Raw genomic sequence first — 17464 nt, 5'->3', positions numbered from 1 at the left:
AGCAGATGAGTGAAGAACCGGCACCGGTCAAGGGTCCGCCCAGCAATGTCGTCACGGGTGTGGTCAAGGCGCTCCGTCCGCGACAGTGGGTGAAGAACCTTCTGGTGCTGCTAGCGCCGGTGGCCGCCCTGGGCTCTGACCTTCACTACGACTACGGCGCCGTTGCGGTCAAGGTCGCGATTGCCTTCGTCGCCTTTTCGCTGGCGGCCTCGGCGGTCTATCTGGTGAACGACGCGCGCGACGTCGAGGCCGATCGTCAGCACCCCACCAAACGCTTCCGTCCGATCGCGGCCGGTGTGGTGCCGGAGTGGCTCGCATACACCCTTGCGGTGGTTATTGGGGTTGGCGCGCTTGCGATTTCACTGCTCGCAACGCCGAATCTGGCCGTGGTGATCGCCATCTATATCGCTATTCAACTGGCCTACTGCTTCGGTCTCAAACATCAGGCCGTCCTCGACATCTGCATCGTTTCGTCAGGCTTTCTGATCCGCGCGATCGCCGGCGGCGTGGCCGCCAGTATTCCGCTGTCGCAATGGTTCCTGCTGGTGATGACATTTGGGTCGCTGTTCATGGCGGCGGGCAAACGCTACGCCGAACTGCAACTCGCCGAGCGGACGGGCGCCAAGATCCGCAAGTCGCTCGAGAGCTACACCGCTTCGTACCTACGTTTTGTGTGGACCCTGTCGGCCACTGCGATGGTGCTGTGTTACAGCTTGTGGGCATTCGAGCGCGACGGTGCAAACGCGTCGTGGTACGCGGTGACCATCATTCCGATCACGATCGCAGTCCTCCGGTACGCCGTTGACGTCGACGGTGGGTTGGCAGGTGAGCCGGAGGAGATCGCGTCGAAGGACCGTGTGCTGCAGCTCCTGCTCCTGGCCTGGATCGGAACCATCGGTGTCGCCGTCTTCCTCGGCTGAACGAAAAAAGACAACTGGGCGGGAGCGCCTTGCCCGGTGGCCGGCGTTTCCCTATGACGTAACGGCTCGAGTCAGCCTCTGGCTCAGCGTCGTCGTGGTCTCAGCGCTATTCGGCTGGGGCGCTTGGGAGCGCCGCTGGATAGCAGACGACGGCCTGATCGTGCTGCGTACAGTGCGAAACCTGTTGGCGGGCAATGGCCCGGTGTTCAATGCGGGTGAGCGTGTCGAGTCAAACACGTCGACGATCTGGACCTACCTGATCACCCTCGGCGGCTGGATCGGCGGCCCGGTACGGCTCGAGTATGTCGCGCTGGTCTTCGCGCTGGCGCTCAGCGTCGCCGGGATGGCGCTGGCGATGCTCGGCGCGGGCAGGCTCGACGCGCCCGGCCTGCGCGGCCGACGAGCGTTGTTGTTACCCGCAGGCGCACTGGTTTACATCGCGGTACCACCCGCCCGCGACTTCGCCACCTCGGGTCTCGAAAACGGTTTGGTGATGGCCTATTTGGGCCTGCTGTGGTGGATGATGGTCTGCTGGTCGCAGGCGTTGCGGGCCTATCCCGTCCAACAACAGCCGCTGCCGCGCCGCGGCGCTCCACCGACGCTGCGTAGAGCCCCGTATGCCCCTGCACCCCTGCCGCCGCCGACCGCCAACGTCGTCAGCCCTTACTTCGATGCGGCACTGGCTTTCGTCGCGGGGTTGAGCGTGCTGGTGCGCCCGGAGTTGGCGCTCATCGGCGGAGTCGCGCTGATCATGATGCTCGTCGCGGCCCGTGGCTGGCGGCGCCGCGTGCTGATCATCGTCGCGGGCGGGCTGCTGCCCGTCGGCTATCAGATCTTCCGGATGGGCTACTACGGTCTGCTGTACCCGAGCACCGCCATCGCCAAAGATGCGTCGGGATCCAAATGGGCGCAAGGCTTTGTCTATCTGGCCAACTTCAATCACCCGTATCTGCTGTGGGCGCCGGCGATCCTGCTTGTCGGCCTCGGTGTGGTCGCACTGGCCACCCGCGGCAGGCCGCGGTGGATCCGCCGAGCCACACCGCCCGGCTACAGCTGGTTGGCCCGCAGGATCCAAAGCCCTTCCGCTGTTGTGGTTTTCATGCTCATCAGCGGACTGTTGCAGGCTCTCTACTGGATCCGGCAGGGCGGCGACTTCATGCACGGCCGGGTGCTGCTGACACCGCTGTTCTGTCTGGTTGCGCCGGTCGCGGTGATCCCGATGGCACTGCCCGACGGCGCCAAAATGCCCCGGGGCGCCCAAATGCCCCGCGGCGCAGCCTATTTGTTCGCAAGTGCGACGGGTGTGCTGTGGCTGGCAGTCGCCGTTTGGTCGCTGTGGGCGGCCAACTCATCCGGCATGGGCTCCGACGCGACGCGTGTCACTTACACCGGCATCGTCGACGAACGCCGGTTCTATTCACAGGCCACCGGCAACCCGCATCCGTTGACTGCCGCTGACTACCTTGACTATCCGCGCATGCGGGCAGTGCTCGTAGCGCTGAACAACACACCCGACGGCGCGCTCCTGCTGCCGTCGGGCAACTATGACCAATGGGATGTAGTGCCCGCGGTTCCGCCGCCGCCCGACATGCCCGCCGATGTGCGGAAGGACTACAAGGGCCCGCACACAGTGTTTTTCACCAATCTCGGGATGCTCGGCATGAACGTCGGGTTGGACGTGCGGGTGCTCGACCAGATCGGGCTGGCAAACCCGTTGGCCGCCCACACGCAACGCCTACTCGATGGCCGTATCGGCCACGACAAGAACCTCTTCCCGGACTGGGCGGTGGCCGATGGCCCGTTCCTGACGATGCCGCCGTTCATCCCGGCCTACCTGGACGAGGACTGGGTGATGCAGGCCAGGGCCGCCCTGAAGTGTCCTGCGACGGACGCCATGCTCACGGCAGTGCGCGGCCCGATGGGTTTGCGGAGGTTTGCGTCGAACCTGCTGCATTCACCGGAATTCACCAGCTACCGAATTAACCGCGTGCCGATGTATGAGCTTGTCCGCTGCGGTCTGGAGATACCGCCGCCGAAACATGCGCCGTACACCGGTATGCCGGCAACCGGGCCATAGTTGCCGGCGATTTGTTAGCTGACAGACTTTTCTGGGAGTTTGGTAACGCCGCAGCCATGTTGACGCGATAGCTATTTCGAGACCGCCGTTCGTACGGCGTGCATACGTGAACGGACGGTAGAAGCAACAGATGCGAAGGCCTTCGGTGGTCAACACTGTGCCTATTCGGCTTCGTCGCCTGCTGGCGATCGCGGCCGCGTTGCTGACTCTTCCGGCGCTGTCGGTCAGCGCCGCGCCGCATGCCGACGCGTTCTCGCGCGAAGGTCTGCCCGTCGAATACCTCGACATCTACTCCACGTCGATGGGCCGCAACATCCGCGTTCAGTTCCAGCCCGCCGTAGCACCGACCACCCCCGCGCCCGCACCGGCGGCTTCGAGCAAGGCCGTGTACCTGCTCGACGGGATGCGTGCGCGTGACGACTACAACGGCTGGGATATCGAAACCCCCGCGTTCGAGTGGTTCTACAACTCCGGCGTTGCCGTGGTGATGCCCGTCGGCGGACAGTCCAGCTTTTACTCCGACTGGTACTCGCCGTCGAGCTTCAACAACCAGGGCTATACCTATAAATGGGAGACGTTTCTCACCAGCGAGCTTCCGCTGTGGCTTGCGAACAACAAGCAAGTCTCCATGACGGGCAACGGCGTTGTCGGACTGTCGATGTCGGGAAGTGCGGCACTCATCTTGTCTGCCTACCACCCGGCGCAGTTCAAATATGCCGCGTCGTTGTCGGGCTTTCTGAATCCGTCGGCGCTGTTGATGCAGCAGGCCATCCGCGTCGCGATGCTCGACGCGGGCAGCTACAACGTCGACAACATGTGGGGCGCGCCTTGGGATTCCGCGTGGAAGCGCAACGACCCGATCAAACAGGTGTCGCGCATCGTCGGCAACGGAACGCGGCTGTGGATCTACTGCGCGCCCGGTGGCAACAGCACCGTCAACCCGGAACCCGATCCGAATCAGCAATTCAACGCTGACAGCCTTGAAGGCATGGCCATCAAGAGCAACAAGGACTTTCAAGAGGCGTACGCCAAGGCCGGCGGAAACAACGCCACCTTTGTGTTTCCGACCGCGGGTAACCACGCGTGGCCGTACTGGGGGCAGCAATTGACGTCATTGAAACCAGACCTGATCGCGACCCTCAACGGCTGAGGCCCAAAGCCGTGCGCAAGTGAGGATCGCAGTGAGGAACCAGCGAAGAGCGGAGCGAGTGGAAGTCGAGGCGACCAGAAAGACCAGGGACAATACACGCTGAATAGAGGGATGACAGCAAGTTGTGGTTGACTGCACGGGCACGGCGCCTCGTGTCTGCTGTGCGGCATTCGACAGATGGGATAGGTAGAAGCATGAAGTTCGTTGGGAAGATGCGCGGCGCCTGGGTGCGTCGGCTCACGATTGCGGCCGTGGCCGCCGCCGTGTTGCCCGGCCTCGTGGGTGTCGTCGGCGGCTCGGCGACTGCGGGGGCTTTCTCTCGTCCGGGTCTGCCGGTCGAGTACCTCATGGTTCCGTCAGCGGGGATGGGACGCGATATCAAGGTTCAGTTCCAGAGCGGTGGTGCCAACTCGCCTGGTGTGTACCTGCTAGACGGCCTTCGTGCCCAGGACGACTTCAACGGCTGGGACATCAACACCGCAGCCTTTGAGTGGTACCTCAACTCGGGCCTGTCGGTGATCATGCCGGTCGGCGGCCAGTCCAGCTTCTACAGCGACTGGTATTCGCCCGCGTGCAGCAAGAAGACCGGCGCCTGCCAGACCTACAAGTGGGAGACGTTCCTGACTCAGGAGCTGCCCGCGTACCTGGCGGCCAACAAGGGTGTCGACTCGAGCCGCAACGCTGCGGTCGGTCTCTCGATGGCCGGGTCGGCGGCGCTGACGCTGGCGATCTACCACCCGAACCAGTTCCAGTACGCGGCCTCGCTGTCCGGCTTCCTGAACCTGTCCGAGGGTTGGTGGCCGATGCTGGTCAACGTCTCGATGGGTGACGCCGGCGGCTACAAGGCCGACGACATGTGGGGCAAGACAGAAGATCCCAACAGCGCGTGGAAGCGCAACGACCCGATGGTCCAGATGGCGACGCTGGTCGCCAACAACACCCGCATCTGGGTCTACTGCGGTAACGGCACCCCGAACGACCTGAGCGCGGGCGTCAGCGCGGGCAACCTGTTCAACGCCAAGTTCCTGGAGGGCTTCACGCTCCGCACGAACAAGACGTTCCAGGAGAACTACCTCGCCGCTGGCGGTAAGAACGGCGTGTTCAACTTCCCGTCCGACGGCGTGCACGACTGGCCGTACTGGGGTCAGCAGCTGCAGCAGATGAAGCCCGACATCCAGCGGGTGCTGGGCGCGACGCCGCAAGCGGCTCCGGCGGCTCAGGCCGCCGCGGCCACGTCCGGCGGCTAACAGCAAGCGACATCACGTCGACGGCGGCGATCCTTTCGGGGGTCGCCGCCGTCGGCCATTTCCGGAGCGGCCTGTGACGTCAATATGGTTCACTACCTCCGGCGGGGACCAAGGCCAATGCGATGCGACGTGAGGTGGGGTTTATGCGTGGGTGGATAAGAGCGCTGTTGACCGTTGTGCTTGCCGCGGGGCTGTGGACCGCCACGGCACCGACCGCCGGCGCCCAAGTCGAGACGCTGATGGTCCCGTCGGCTGCGATGGGGCGCGACATCCCCGTCGCCTTTCAGGCCGGCGGCCCGCACATGGTCGTCCTGCTTGACGCGTTCAACGCCGCACCGGACGTCAGCAACTGGGTGACGGCAGGCAACGCGATGAACACGCTCGCGGGCAAGGGCATCTCGGTGGCCGCGCCTGCCGGCGGCGCGTGGAGCCTGTACACCGACTGGGAGCAGGACGGCTCCATGCAGTGGGAGACGTTCCTGGCCAACGAGTTGCCTGACTGGCTGGCCGCCAACAAGGGCCTGGCCCCCAACGGCCACGGCATCGTCGGCGCGGCCCAAGGCGGCACGGGGGCGATGACGATCGCCACGTTCCATCCCGACCGCTACCGCTTCGCCGGCTCGCTGTCGGGTTTCCTCACCCCGTCCAACACCTACACCAACGGTGCGATCACCGCCGGGCTGGCGCAGTTCGGCGGCGTCGACACCCGCAACATGTGGGGATTGCCACAGCTGGGCCGGTGGAAGTGGCATGACCCCGACGTGCACGTGCAACTGCTGGCAGACAACAACACCCGGCTGTGGGTGATGAGCCCGTCGACGCTGTCATGCAGCGATCCGGCCGCGATGATCGGTTACTGCGATCAGGCCCAGGGCAGCAACCGCACGTTCTACCAGCACTACCGCAACGTCGGTGGGCACAACGGGCACTTCGACTTCCCCGATGGCCCACAACACGACTGGGGCACCTGGTCGGGTCAGCTGGGCGCGATGTCGGGCGAACTCGTCACCACGATCAAGTAGGCGCGAACTCCTCAACCGGTTCGCCTCGCGGCAGCCGGTACGTTGGAGGAGTGCTGCACGCGGAACGACGAGCGACCGGTCTAGCAAAGTGGTCGGCAACATCGTTGTTGGTCGCTTCCTCGGCGGCCCTGCTGACCGGATGCTCCGTCGCCGACGACGTGATGGCCACCGTCGGCATGCCGGTGTCTGAGACCGCGCCCGCACCTGAGCAGCCGGAGAGCGATACGAACGCGATGGTCGTGACGGGCCAGCAGCGTGCCTACCTCGATGCGCTCAACGCCGCGGGAGTCAAGCCGTCGAGCGATCTGATGGCACTGCGAATCGGGTCGTACGTGTGCCAGGCCCGTGCCGCCAAGCAGAGCGATCAGGCGGTGTGGGATGTCGTCGTGCCGCTGGTGCGCGGCGATGTGCGGACCGCACACCTGAGCTCCGCGGTGCCGTCCGCCGATGAGGTCGATACGGCGACGGCTGACTACATTCGGATCGCAACCGACAAACTCTGCTAGCGGGAGAACATGCCAAAGACCAACCGGCGGAAACGCCACCGCATCCTCGCGCTCATTGCAGCCGGGGCGATGGCGCTCGTCGTCGTGCTGATCGTCGCGATCGTGATCGTTGTGCTGCGCAAGCCTGAGACCCCGCAGACCGCGCTGCCGCCGAGTGCGGTACCGCCCACCGGCGCGCCGCCGACGACGAAGAAGCCGCGCCCCGAATTCCAGGACGCGAGTTGCCCCGACGTGATGATGGTGTCCATTCCCGGCACCTGGGAGTCGTCGCCGACCGACGACCCGTTCAACCCGAACCAGTTCCCGAACTCGTTGATGTCGAAGGTGACCAATCCGCTGCGCGGCCAATTCGGCACCGACCGGCTCGAGATCTTCACGGTCCCGTACACCGCGCAGTTCCACAATCCGCTGTCGGCCGACCAACAGATGTCCTACAACGACAGCCGGGCCGAGGGCACCCGCGGCGCCGTCAAGGCGATCACGGATATGAACAACCGCTGCCCGTTGACCAGTTATGTGCTGGCCGGTTTCTCGCAGGGCGCGGTGATCGCCGGCGACCTCGCCAGTGACATCGGCAACGGCCGGGGACCGGTCGACGAGGATCTGGTGCTTGGCGTGACGCTGATCGCCGACGGCCGCCGCCAGAACAACGTGGGGCAGGACATCGGACCCAACCCCGACGGCCAGGGTGCGGAGATCACCCTGCAGGAGGTGCCGACGCTGTCGGCGATGGGCCTGACGATGACGGGCGCGCGGCCGGGCGGCTTCGGCATGCTCAACGACCGCACCAACGAGATCTGCGCGAGGGGCGATCTGATCTGCGCGGCACCGGAATCGGCGTTCAGCATCACCGAGCTGCCGAGGACGCTCCAGGTGCTCACCGGGGGCGGCGGCGCACCGGTGCACGCGCTTTACGCCACGCCCGACTTTTGGAATCTCGACGGTGCGACGTCCACGCAGTGGACACTGGGCTGGGCGAAGAGCGTGATCGATAACGCTCCACACCCAAAACATGGCTGACATGTGACCTGCGGCGATTTGGCGTGCGCCAACAGGTCGCCTAACATTAAGAAAAAAGTAAGAGCGGTGGCCGACAGTCGGCCTAAGCTCGCAGGTCAGAGCCCTTAAGGCGGCGACGTCAACTCGCGGGTACGATCTTCGAGGTTTGGGTTCGCGCGGATTGGCGTTCGGGTCGACGTCTGCGGCGTCCCGCCGGCAAGAGCTGAACTGGCTTCGCAATGAGCGTGGCTTTGACAGGAGAGTGCGATGGCCTTCCATAACCCGTTTCTCAAGGACGGACTGATCAAGTTCCCCGACAACGGAAGCGTGGTCAAGCACGTCGAGAAGTGGGCCAAGGTGCGCGGCGACAAGCTCGCCTACCGGTTCCTCGACTTCTCGGTCGAGCGCGACGGCGTGGCGCGGGACCTGACCTGGGCCGAGTTCGGGGCGCGCAACAAGGCCGTTGCTGCCCGCCTGCAGCAGGTCACCCAGCCAGGTGACCGCGTGGCGATCCTCTGCCCGCAGAACCTGCACTACGTGGTTGCGATGTACGGCACCCTCTACTCGGGCCGTATCGCGGTGCCGCTGTTCGACCCGTCTGAGCCCGGCCACGTCGGCCGCCTGCATGCGGTGCTCGACGACTGCCAGCCGTCGGCGATCCTGACCACCACCGAGTCGGCCGAGGGTGTCCGCAAGTTCTTCCGCAGCAGGCCCGCCAAGGAGCGTCCGCGCGTCATCGCCGTCGACGCGGTGCCGGTCGAGGTCGGTGCGACCTGGCAGCCGGTCGACGTCACGGCCGACACCATCGCCTATCTGCAGTACACCTCCGGTTCGACCCGTATCCCGACCGGTGTGCAGATCACACACCTCAACCTGGCCACCAACATCGTCCAGATCATCGAGGCGCTCGACGGTCAGGAGGGTGACCGCGGGTGCTCGTGGCTGCCGTTCTTCCACGACATGGGCCTGATCACCGCGATGCTGGCCCCGATGATCGGGCACTACTTCACGTTCATGACGCCGGCCGCGTTCGTCCGCAGGCCCAGCCGTTGGCTGCGGGAGATGTCGCGCAAGCCCGATGACACCGGCGGCGTCATCTCGGTGGCGCCGAACTTCGCGTTCGATCACGCGGCGGCCCGCGGACTGCCGAAGGACGACGAGCCGCCGCTGGATCTGTCCGTCGTGAAGTGCATCCTCAACGGCAGCGAGCCCATCTCCGCGGCCACGGTGCACCGATTCAACGAGGCGTTCAGCCCGTACGGCTTCAAGCCGCAGGCCATCAAGCCGTCTTACGGCCTCGCGGAGGCGACGCTGTTCGTGTCCACGACGCCGATGGACGCCGAGCCGAGCATCATCCACGTCGACCGCGATGCGCTGAACACCGGTACGTTCGTCGAGGTGCCCGCGGACTCGCCTAAGGCAGTCGCGCAGGCAGGCGCCGGCAAGATCGGCGTCGCCGAGTGGACCGTGATCGTCGACAACGACACCGCCACCGAACTGCCCGACGGACAGATCGGTGAGGTTTGGATCAGTGGTCAGAACATGGGAACCGGGTACTGGGGTAAGCCCGAGGAAACGGTTGCCACCTTCCAGAACATCCTCAAGTCGCGGACCAACCCGTCGCATGCCGAAGGCGCGACGGACGACGCGACCTGGGTGCGCACCGGAGACCTCGGCGCCTACCACAACGGCGAGCTCTACATCACCGGCCGCACAAAGGATCTGGTGATCATCGACGGCCGCAACCACTATCCGCAGGACCTCGAGTACTCCGCGCAGGAGGCGACGAAAGCGCTGCGAGTTGGGTATGTGGCGGCCTTCTCGGTGCCGGCGAATCAGCTGCCCGACGAGGTGTTCGAGAACGCGCACGCCGGCCTCAAGCGTGATCCGGCCGACACGTCCGAGCAGCTCGTGATCGTCGGCGAACGTGCGCCGGGTGCACACAAGCTGGAGATGGGACCGATCGCCGATGACATCCGAGCCGCGATCGCGGTGCGCCACGGTGTCACCGTTCGCGACGTGCTGCTCACCGCTGCGGGCGCCATTCCCCGTACCTCATCCGGCAAGATCGGCCGGCGCGCCTGCCGTGCGGCGTACCTGGACGGCAGCCTGCGGGCAGGCAAGGTCGCCAACGATTTCCCAGACGAGACGGACTAACTGCTGACCGAACCGAAAAGACCAGCGGACGACGGGCGCGTGGTCAATCAAAGGTGGCCTGAAAATGACTGATTATCACGACAATTCGCAACCCGCCGGCGATGGGATCCAGCTGGCGCCGGGGGATATTGAAGACGCCCCTCAGTCCGAGGTCGCCGCCGAAGCGGCTCCGAGGACCGACATGACGGTCGCCGACATGCGTCAGTGGCTGCGCGACTGGATCGCCAACGCCACCGGCCAGTCGCCGGACGCGATCAACGACGCCACGCCGATGGTCGAGCTCGGCCTGTCGTCACGTGACGCTGTGGCGATGGCCAGCGACATCGAGGACCTCACCGGTGTGACGTTGACTGCCACCGTCGCGTTCCGTCATCCGACTATCGAGTCCTTGGCGACCGTGATCATCGAGGGCGAGCCGGAGATCGAAGACACTGCCGTCGACGAGGATTGGTCCCGCGAGCGCGATGTCGACGACATCGCCATCGTGGGCATCGCCACTCGCTTCCCCGGCGACATGAACACTCCCGACGAGACGTGGCAGGCGCTGCTCGAGGGCCGCGACGCCATCACCGATCTGCCCGAGGGTCGCTGGGAGGAGTTCCTCTCCGAGCCGCGGATCGCCGAACGCGTCGCCAAGGCCCGCACCCGCGGTGGCTACCTGACCGACATCAAGGGTTTCGACGCCGAGTTCTTCACGCTGTCGAAGATGGAGGCCGACAACGTCGATCCGCAGCAGCGGATGGCGCTCGAATTGACCTGGGAGGCTTTGGAAAACGCGCGTATCCCAGCGTCAAGCCTGCGCGGTGAGCGAGTCGGGGTCTACATCGGATCATCGAACACCGACTATCAGTTCCTGGCGGTGTCTGACCCCACGGTCGCACACCCTTACGCGATCACCGGGACCACGAGCTCGATCATCGCTAACCGGGTGTCCTACTTCTACGACTTCCGCGGGCCGTCGATGGCGATCGACACCGCATGCTCCTCGTCGCTGGTAGCTGCACATCAGGGTGTCGCGGCGCTGCGTGCGGGCGAGGCCGACGTGGCGGTCGTCGGCGGCGTGAATGCGTTGATCACGCCGCTGGTGACCATCGGTTTCGACGAGGTCGGCGGAGTGTTGGCGTCGGACGGCCGGATCAAGTCGTTCTCGAAGGACGCCGACGGCTACGCGCGCTCCGAGGGCGGCGGCATGCTGGTGCTCAAGCGCCTGTCCGATGCCCGGCGTGACGGCGACGAGATCCTCGCGGTGATCGCGGGCAGCGCGGTCAACCACGATGGCCGGTCCAACGGCATGCTGGCGCCGAATCCGGACGCGCAGGCCGAGGTGCTGCGCAAGGCGTACAAGGATGCGGGCATCAATCCGCGCGACGTCGACTACATCGAGGCGCACGGCACGGGCACCATCCTCGGTGACCCGATCGAGGCCGATGCGCTGGGCCGCGTCATCGGCAGGGGTCGCGCGCCGGATAAGCCGGCGCTGCTGGGCGCGGTGAAATCGAATGTGGGCCACCTGGAGTCGGCGGCCGGCGCGGCCAGCCTGGCCAAGATGGCGCTGGCGCTGAAGAACGACAAGATTCCGCCGTCGATCAACTACGCCGGGCCGAATCCCTACATCGACTTCGATGCGATTCACATCAAGGTCGCCGACACCGTCACCGACTGGCCGCGCTACAGCGGCCACGCCATCACCGGCGTGTCGGGCTTCGGCTTCGGCGGCGCGAACGCGCACATGGTGCTGCGCGAGGTGTTGCCGTCGGATCTCGTTGAGCCGGAACCCAAGCCGGAAGCCGAGCCCGACAAGGCCGCAGCCGCCGAGGCCGACGCGGTGTACGTCGGGGGCGTGCGGATGGACGAGTACGGCGAGTTCATCAACGATGAGCCTCTTGGGCGAAGAGCAGAAGATGCAGCCGAGGATTCCGAATATTCAGGCCATGTCGCGGTTGCCGGTGACGAGCCCGAACTTCCCGGCCTGACCGACGAGGCGCTGCGTCTGCTCGAGGTTGCCCGCGAAGAGCTGGAAGCTGAAGAACGGCCGACTCCTATTGTCCCCCTTGCTGTTTCGGGATTCCTGACGTCACGCAAGAAGGCCACCGCCGCCGAGCTGGCTGACTGGATCGACAGTCCCGAAGGCCGGGCCTCGTCTCTGGAGTCGATCGGGCGTTCGCTGTCGCGGCGCAACCACGGCCGCTCGCGCGCCGTCGTTCTCGCACACGACCACGACGAGGCCATCAAGGGCCTGCGTGCGCTCGCCGACGGCAAGCAGAACCCCAACGTGTTCACTGCCGACGGGCCAGTCACCAACGGACCCGTGTGGGTGCTCGCCGGCTTCGGCGCACAGCACCGCAAGATGGGCAAGAACCTGTATCTGCGGAACGCGACGTTCGCCGAGTGGATCAACAAGGTCGACGCCCTCATCCAGGATGAACGCGGCTACTCGATCGTCGAGTTGATTCTTGATGACAAGGTCGACTACACAAACGAGACCTGCGAATACCCCATCGAAGTAGTCCAGACGGTGATCTTCGCCCTGCAGATCGCGCTCGGTGAGCTACTCAAGGCGCACGGCGCGAAACCCGCTGCGCTAGTAGGGCAGTCGCTCGGCGAGGCGGCCGCGGCATATTTCGCCGGCGGCCTGTCGCTGGAGGATGCGACCCGGGCCATCTGTGCGCGTGCACACCTCATGGGTGAGGGCGAGGCGATGCTGTTCGGCGAATGGATCCGGTTGATGGCGCTGGTCGAGTATTCGGCCGAGGAAATCGAGACCGTGTTCGCCGACTTCAAGGATCTCGAAGTGTGCGTGTACGCCGCGCCTAACCAGACCGTCATCGGCGGCCCACCCGACCAGGTGGACGCAATCATCGAGCGCTGCGAGCAGGAAGGCAAGTTCGCCCGCAAGATGCAGACCAAGGGCGCCAGCCATACCTCGCAGATGGACCCGCTGCTCGGTGAACTCGCCGCGGAACTCGTTGGTATCGATCCCCATCCGATCACCACGGGCTACTTCTCGACAGTGCACGAGGGCAAATACATCCGGCCCGGCGGCGAGCCGATCCACGATGTGGATTACTGGAAGAAGGGGCTGCGCCACAGCGTCCACTTCACCCAGGGCATCCGCAACGCCGTCGACAACGGCCACACCACCTTCCTCGAGCTGGCGCCGAATCCGGTGGCGCTGATGCAGGTGGGCCTGACCACCGCTGCTGCCGGACTGCACGACGCACAGCTGATCGCGACGCTGGCGCGCAAGCAGGACGAGGTCGACTCGATGACGTCGGCCATGGCGCAGCTATTCGTGCACGGTCACGATCTGGACTTCCGCACGATGTTTGGTCGCGGCGAGTACGCCAACATCCCGCCGACCCGTTTCCGCCGCAAGCCGCACTGGCTGGACGCGAAGTTCACCGGAGACAGCTCGGTGATGATGCCGGGCAACCACGTGGCCACGCCCGACGGTCGCCACGTCTGGGAGTTCGCCCCGAAGGGCGAGCCGGACCTCGGCGCGTTGGTGAAAGCCGCAGCGGCGCAGGTCATTCCGGATGCAAAGCTGACTGCCTTTGAGCAACGTGCGGTGCCGGGTGAGGGCGCGCGGTTGGTGACCACGCTGAACCGCCATCCCGGCGGCGCCACCGTTCAGGTGCACGCCCGCATCGACGAGTCCTTCACGTTGGTGTACGACGCGGTCGTGAGCCTCGGCGGCCAAGCCGCTGCCTTACCGACAGCCGTTGGTGCAGGAGCGGTGGTCACCCAGGCCCTTGTCCAAGCTGACGCGGTGCCCGAGGATGACGCGGCTGCAGAAATCCTGCAGGACAACCTGACCCAGGGAGCCAATCTCGGTGCGGGCTTTGCCAAGTGGTCGCCGGACTCCGGTGAGACCGTGCGCGACCGGCTGGGCACGATCGTCGGTGGTGCGATGGGCTACGAGCCGGAGGACCTGCCGTGGGAGGTGCCGCTGATCGAGCTCGGCCTCGACTCGCTGATGGCGGTGCGGATCAAGAACCGCGTCGAGTACGACTTCGACCTGCCGCCGATTCAGCTGACCGCGGTGCGTGATGCGAACCTCTACGCCGTCGAGAAGCTGATCGAGTACGCGATCGAGCACCGCGACGAGGTCGAGCAGCTGCACGAGCACCAGCAGACGCGTACCCCCGAGGAGATCGCCGCCGAGCAGGCCGCGTTGATGTCAGGCGGCGGCGTGCCCACTGACGCGCCGGCTGAGTCGGTAGCCAGTGAGCCGGAAGCGGTTGCGCCAGTGGATGTCCCGCCACCGCCAACGGATCCGTCAGGTCCTGCTGTGCCGGCCCCGCCGACGAACCCGGCGGGCCCTGACCAGCCGTCGGCCGCGTCGCTGGCCGCGCAGGGCCCACACGCGGAGCTTAGGGGAGTGCTGACGCAGGAGGCCGTCACCGAGGCGCTGGGCGCAGACGTGCCGCCGCGTGAAGCCGCGGAGCGCGTCACCTTCGCGACGTGGGCGATCGTCACCGGCAAGTCACCTGGTGGCATTTTCAACGCGTTGCCCACACTCGACGACGCGACCGCGGAGAAACTGGCACAACGGCTTTCGGAACGCGCCGAAGGAACCATCACCGTCGACGACGTGAAGAACTCGCCGACCATCGAGGCGCTGGCGACAATCGTCCGCGAGTATCTCGAGGCCGGTGAGATCGACGGGTTTGTCCGAACTCTGCGCGCGCCGCAGGAGGGGTCCGACAGCACACCGGTATTCGTCTTCCACCCGGCGGGCGGCTCGACGGTGGTGTACGAACCGCTGTTGAAGCGATTGCCACCGGACACCCCGATGTACGGCTTCGAACGGGTCGAGGGCTCGGTGGAGGAACGCGCAGGGCAGTACATGCCGAAGCTGCTCGAGCTGGGCGGCAATGGGCCGTTCATCTTGGTCGGCTGGTCGCTGGGCGGCGCGCTCGCCTACGCGTGTGCGATCGGGCTGAAGCGCGCAGGCGCCGACGTCCGCTTCGTCGGGCTGATCGACATGGTCCGGCCCGGCGAGGAGATTCCGCAGACCAAGGAAGAGACCCGCGCCCGCTGGGATCGCTACGCGCGGTTCGCGGAGCGGACCTTCAACGTCGAGGTTCCGCCGATCCCGTACGAAGAGCTCGAAGAGCTCGACGACGAGGCGCAGGTCCAGTTCGTTCTCAACGCGATCAAGGACAGCGGCGCGCAGATCCCCGGCGGGGTCATCGAGCACCAGCGGACGTCCTACTTGGACAACCGCCTGCTCGAGACGGTGGAGATCCAGCCGTACGACGGGCACGTCACGCTCTACATGGCCGACCGCTACCACGACGACGCGATCTTCTTCGAGCCGCGTTACGCCATCCGTCAGCCCGACGGCGGCTGGGGTGAATTCGTCTCGGACCTGGAGATCGTGCCGATCGGGGGCGAGCACATCCAGGCCATCGACGAGCCGTACATTGCGAAGGTCGGCGCGCATATGAGCGAGGCAATCAACCGGATCGAGGCTGAGGAGAAGCAGGCCAAGTGACGAACCGAACCACCGCCGCACTGTTGGCCGAACTCCGCGAGAAGCTCGAGCTGGCGAAGGAACCCGGCGGTGAGAAGGCCGTCGCCAAGCGGGAGAAGAGGGGCATCCCCAGTGCCCGCGCCCGCATCCACGCACTCGTCGACCCCGGCAGCTTCCTGGAGATCGGTGCGCTGGCCAAGACGCCCGGTGATCCCAACGCACTGTTCGGCGACGGCGTGGTCACCGGCCACGCCACCATCAACGGCAGGCCGGTCGGGGTGTTCAGCCACGACCAGACGGTGTTCCAGGGTTCGGTCGGCGAGATGTTCGGCCGCAAGGTCGCCAAGCTGATGGAGTGGGTCGCGATGGTCGGCTGCCCGATCATCGGCATCAACGACTCGGCGGGCGCGCGCATCCAGGACGCCGTCACCTCGCTGGCGTGGTATGCCGAGTTGGGCCGTCGCCATGAGATGCTGCGCGGCCTGGTGCCGGAGATTTCTCTGATCTTCGGGAAATGCGCTGGCGGCGCGGTCTATTCGCCGATCCAGACCGACCTGCTGGTTGCGGTGCGCGACCAGGGCTACATGTTCATCACCGGCCCGGACGTCATCAAGGACGTGACCGGCGAAGACGTCACGTTCGACGAACTCGGTGGCGCCGACGTGCAGGCGCAGCGCGGCAACATTCACAAGGTGGTCGAGTCGGAGGCAGAGGCCTATCAGTATGTCCGCGATTACCTGAGTTTCCTGCCCGCCAACCACTTCGACGATCCGCCGATCATCAATCCCGGGCTGGAGCCGGAGCTGACTCCGCACGACTACGAACTCGACTCGATCGTGCCGGACAGCGACAACATGGCCTATGACATGCACGAGGTGCTGCTGCGGATCTTCGACGACGGCGACGTCTTCGAAATCGCCGAGCAGCGCAGCCCGTCCATGATCACCGCATTCGCCAGGGTCGACGGCCATCCGGTCGGCGTGATCGCCAACCAGCCGATGCACATGTCCGGCGCGGTGGGCAACGAGGCATCCGACAAAGCGGCCGGCTTCATCCGGTTCTGCGACTCGTTCAACCTGCCGCTGGTGTTCGTCGTCGACACCCCTGGCGCCATGCCGGGTGTCGAGGAGGAGAAGGGCGGCATCATCAAGCGCGGCGGTCGGTTCTTCAACGCCATCGTCGAAGCCGACGTGCCCAAGGTGACCATCATCGTGCGCAAGGCCTACGGCGGCGGCTACGCAGTCATGGGCTCCAAGCAGTTGTCTGCTGACCTCAACTTCGCGTGGCCCACCGCGCGTATCGCCGTAATCGGCGCCGAGGGTGCCGCACAGCTGCTGGTGAAACGGTTCCCCGATCCGACCGCACCCGAGGTGCAGAAGATCCGCGACGACTTCATCGAGGGCTACAACCTGAACATGGCAACGCCGTGGATCGCTGCCGAGCGCGGCTATATCGATGGGGTGATCCAGCCGCACGAAACCAGGCTGTTGCTGCGCAAGTCGCTGCGATTGCTGCGTGACAAGCAGAACCTGAACAAGGTGCAACGTAAGCACGGCCTGACGCCGCTCTGAGCGGCCGCGACGATCGGCGAGCCCCACCGACTTCCGCCAAGCTGGGAGTCGACCGTCTGTTCCCTCTGAAAAATTTGTGAACTATAGGGAAACACCCGATTCCTCGGAAGCACCCCTTTCCTTAGCGTCAAATACGAGTTAACTGTGAAGACCGGGGGACGGTCCGGGCGGGTGTGAAGCAAACCGCCTCGCCCTGACGTCATTGCCTCCGTCATCAGTTCGACTCGCGAACGCCTATCTATACGCAGTGATCTTGCATGCGTGTGCGCAATCCGGGAGGGACTCATGGCCAAGCGGCCCGCTCAAACAGCAAAGTCGAACCGTTTGACACCCTCG

General features: G+C 65.4%; 10 protein-coding genes. All 10 read left to right on the top strand.

Annotated elements, in window-relative coordinates:
- Positions 1-5: 5 nt before the first annotated feature.
- The 10 genes from MYCSM_RS29910 (at position 6) to MYCSM_RS29865 (ending at position 17128) form a co-directional block, all read left to right on the top strand.
- On the top strand, positions 6-920 hold the full coding sequence (locus MYCSM_RS29910) for a decaprenyl-phosphate phosphoribosyltransferase (protein ID WP_041315286.1): 915 nt from the start codon (positions 6-8) through the stop codon (positions 918-920).
- Positions 898-2997: a flagellar motor control protein ZomB gene (gene zomB / locus MYCSM_RS29905; protein WP_015309922.1), complete on the top strand. Its 2100-nt coding sequence runs from the start codon at positions 898-900 to the stop codon at positions 2995-2997. Before MYCSM_RS29910 ends, zomB begins: the two co-directional genes overlap by 23 nt.
- Before the next feature lie 130 nt (positions 2998-3127).
- Complete coding sequence (locus MYCSM_RS29900) at positions 3128-4147, top strand: esterase family protein (RefSeq protein WP_015309921.1); 1020 nt, start codon at positions 3128-3130, stop codon at positions 4145-4147.
- A gap of 194 nt (positions 4148-4341) precedes the next feature.
- Positions 4342-5394, top strand: a complete 1053-nt coding sequence (locus MYCSM_RS29895) for an esterase family protein (protein ID WP_015309920.1) — start codon at positions 4342-4344, stop codon at positions 5392-5394.
- Positions 5395-5537: 143 nt separating this feature from the next.
- Entirely contained in the window at positions 5538-6416 is an 879-nt protein-coding gene (locus tag MYCSM_RS29890) for an alpha/beta hydrolase-fold protein (RefSeq protein WP_015309919.1), read from the top strand.
- 50 nt (positions 6417-6466) lie between these two features.
- Complete coding sequence (locus MYCSM_RS29885) at positions 6467-6922, top strand: DUF732 domain-containing protein (RefSeq protein ID WP_015309918.1); 456 nt, start codon at positions 6467-6469, stop codon at positions 6920-6922.
- A gap of 9 nt (positions 6923-6931) precedes the next feature.
- Positions 6932-7942 (top strand): carboxylesterase Culp6, encoded by a 1011-nt coding sequence (culp6, locus tag MYCSM_RS29880; protein WP_015309917.1) that lies wholly within the window; start codon positions 6932-6934, stop codon positions 7940-7942.
- A gap of 246 nt (positions 7943-8188) precedes the next feature.
- Positions 8189-10078 (top strand): long-chain-fatty-acid--AMP ligase FadD32, encoded by a 1890-nt coding sequence (fadD32, locus tag MYCSM_RS29875; RefSeq protein ID WP_015309916.1) that lies wholly within the window; start codon positions 8189-8191, stop codon positions 10076-10078.
- Between the two features lie 127 nt (positions 10079-10205).
- Complete coding sequence (gene pks13 / locus MYCSM_RS29870; RefSeq protein WP_442928549.1) at positions 10206-15578, top strand: polyketide synthase Pks13; 5373 nt, start codon at positions 10206-10208, stop codon at positions 15576-15578.
- Complete coding sequence (locus MYCSM_RS29865; RefSeq protein ID WP_015309914.1) at positions 15575-17128, top strand: acyl-CoA carboxylase subunit beta; 1554 nt, start codon at positions 15575-15577, stop codon at positions 17126-17128. Before pks13 ends, MYCSM_RS29865 begins: the two co-directional genes overlap by 4 nt.
- The last annotated feature ends 336 nt before the right edge of the window (positions 17129-17464 follow it).

Source organism: Mycobacterium sp. JS623 (genome assembly GCF_000328565.1).
Classification (GTDB): Bacteria; Actinomycetota; Actinomycetes; order Mycobacteriales; family Mycobacteriaceae; genus Mycobacterium.
The sequence above is the reverse complement of the archived record's forward strand: the minus strand, read 5'-3'. Positions and strand labels throughout refer to the sequence as shown.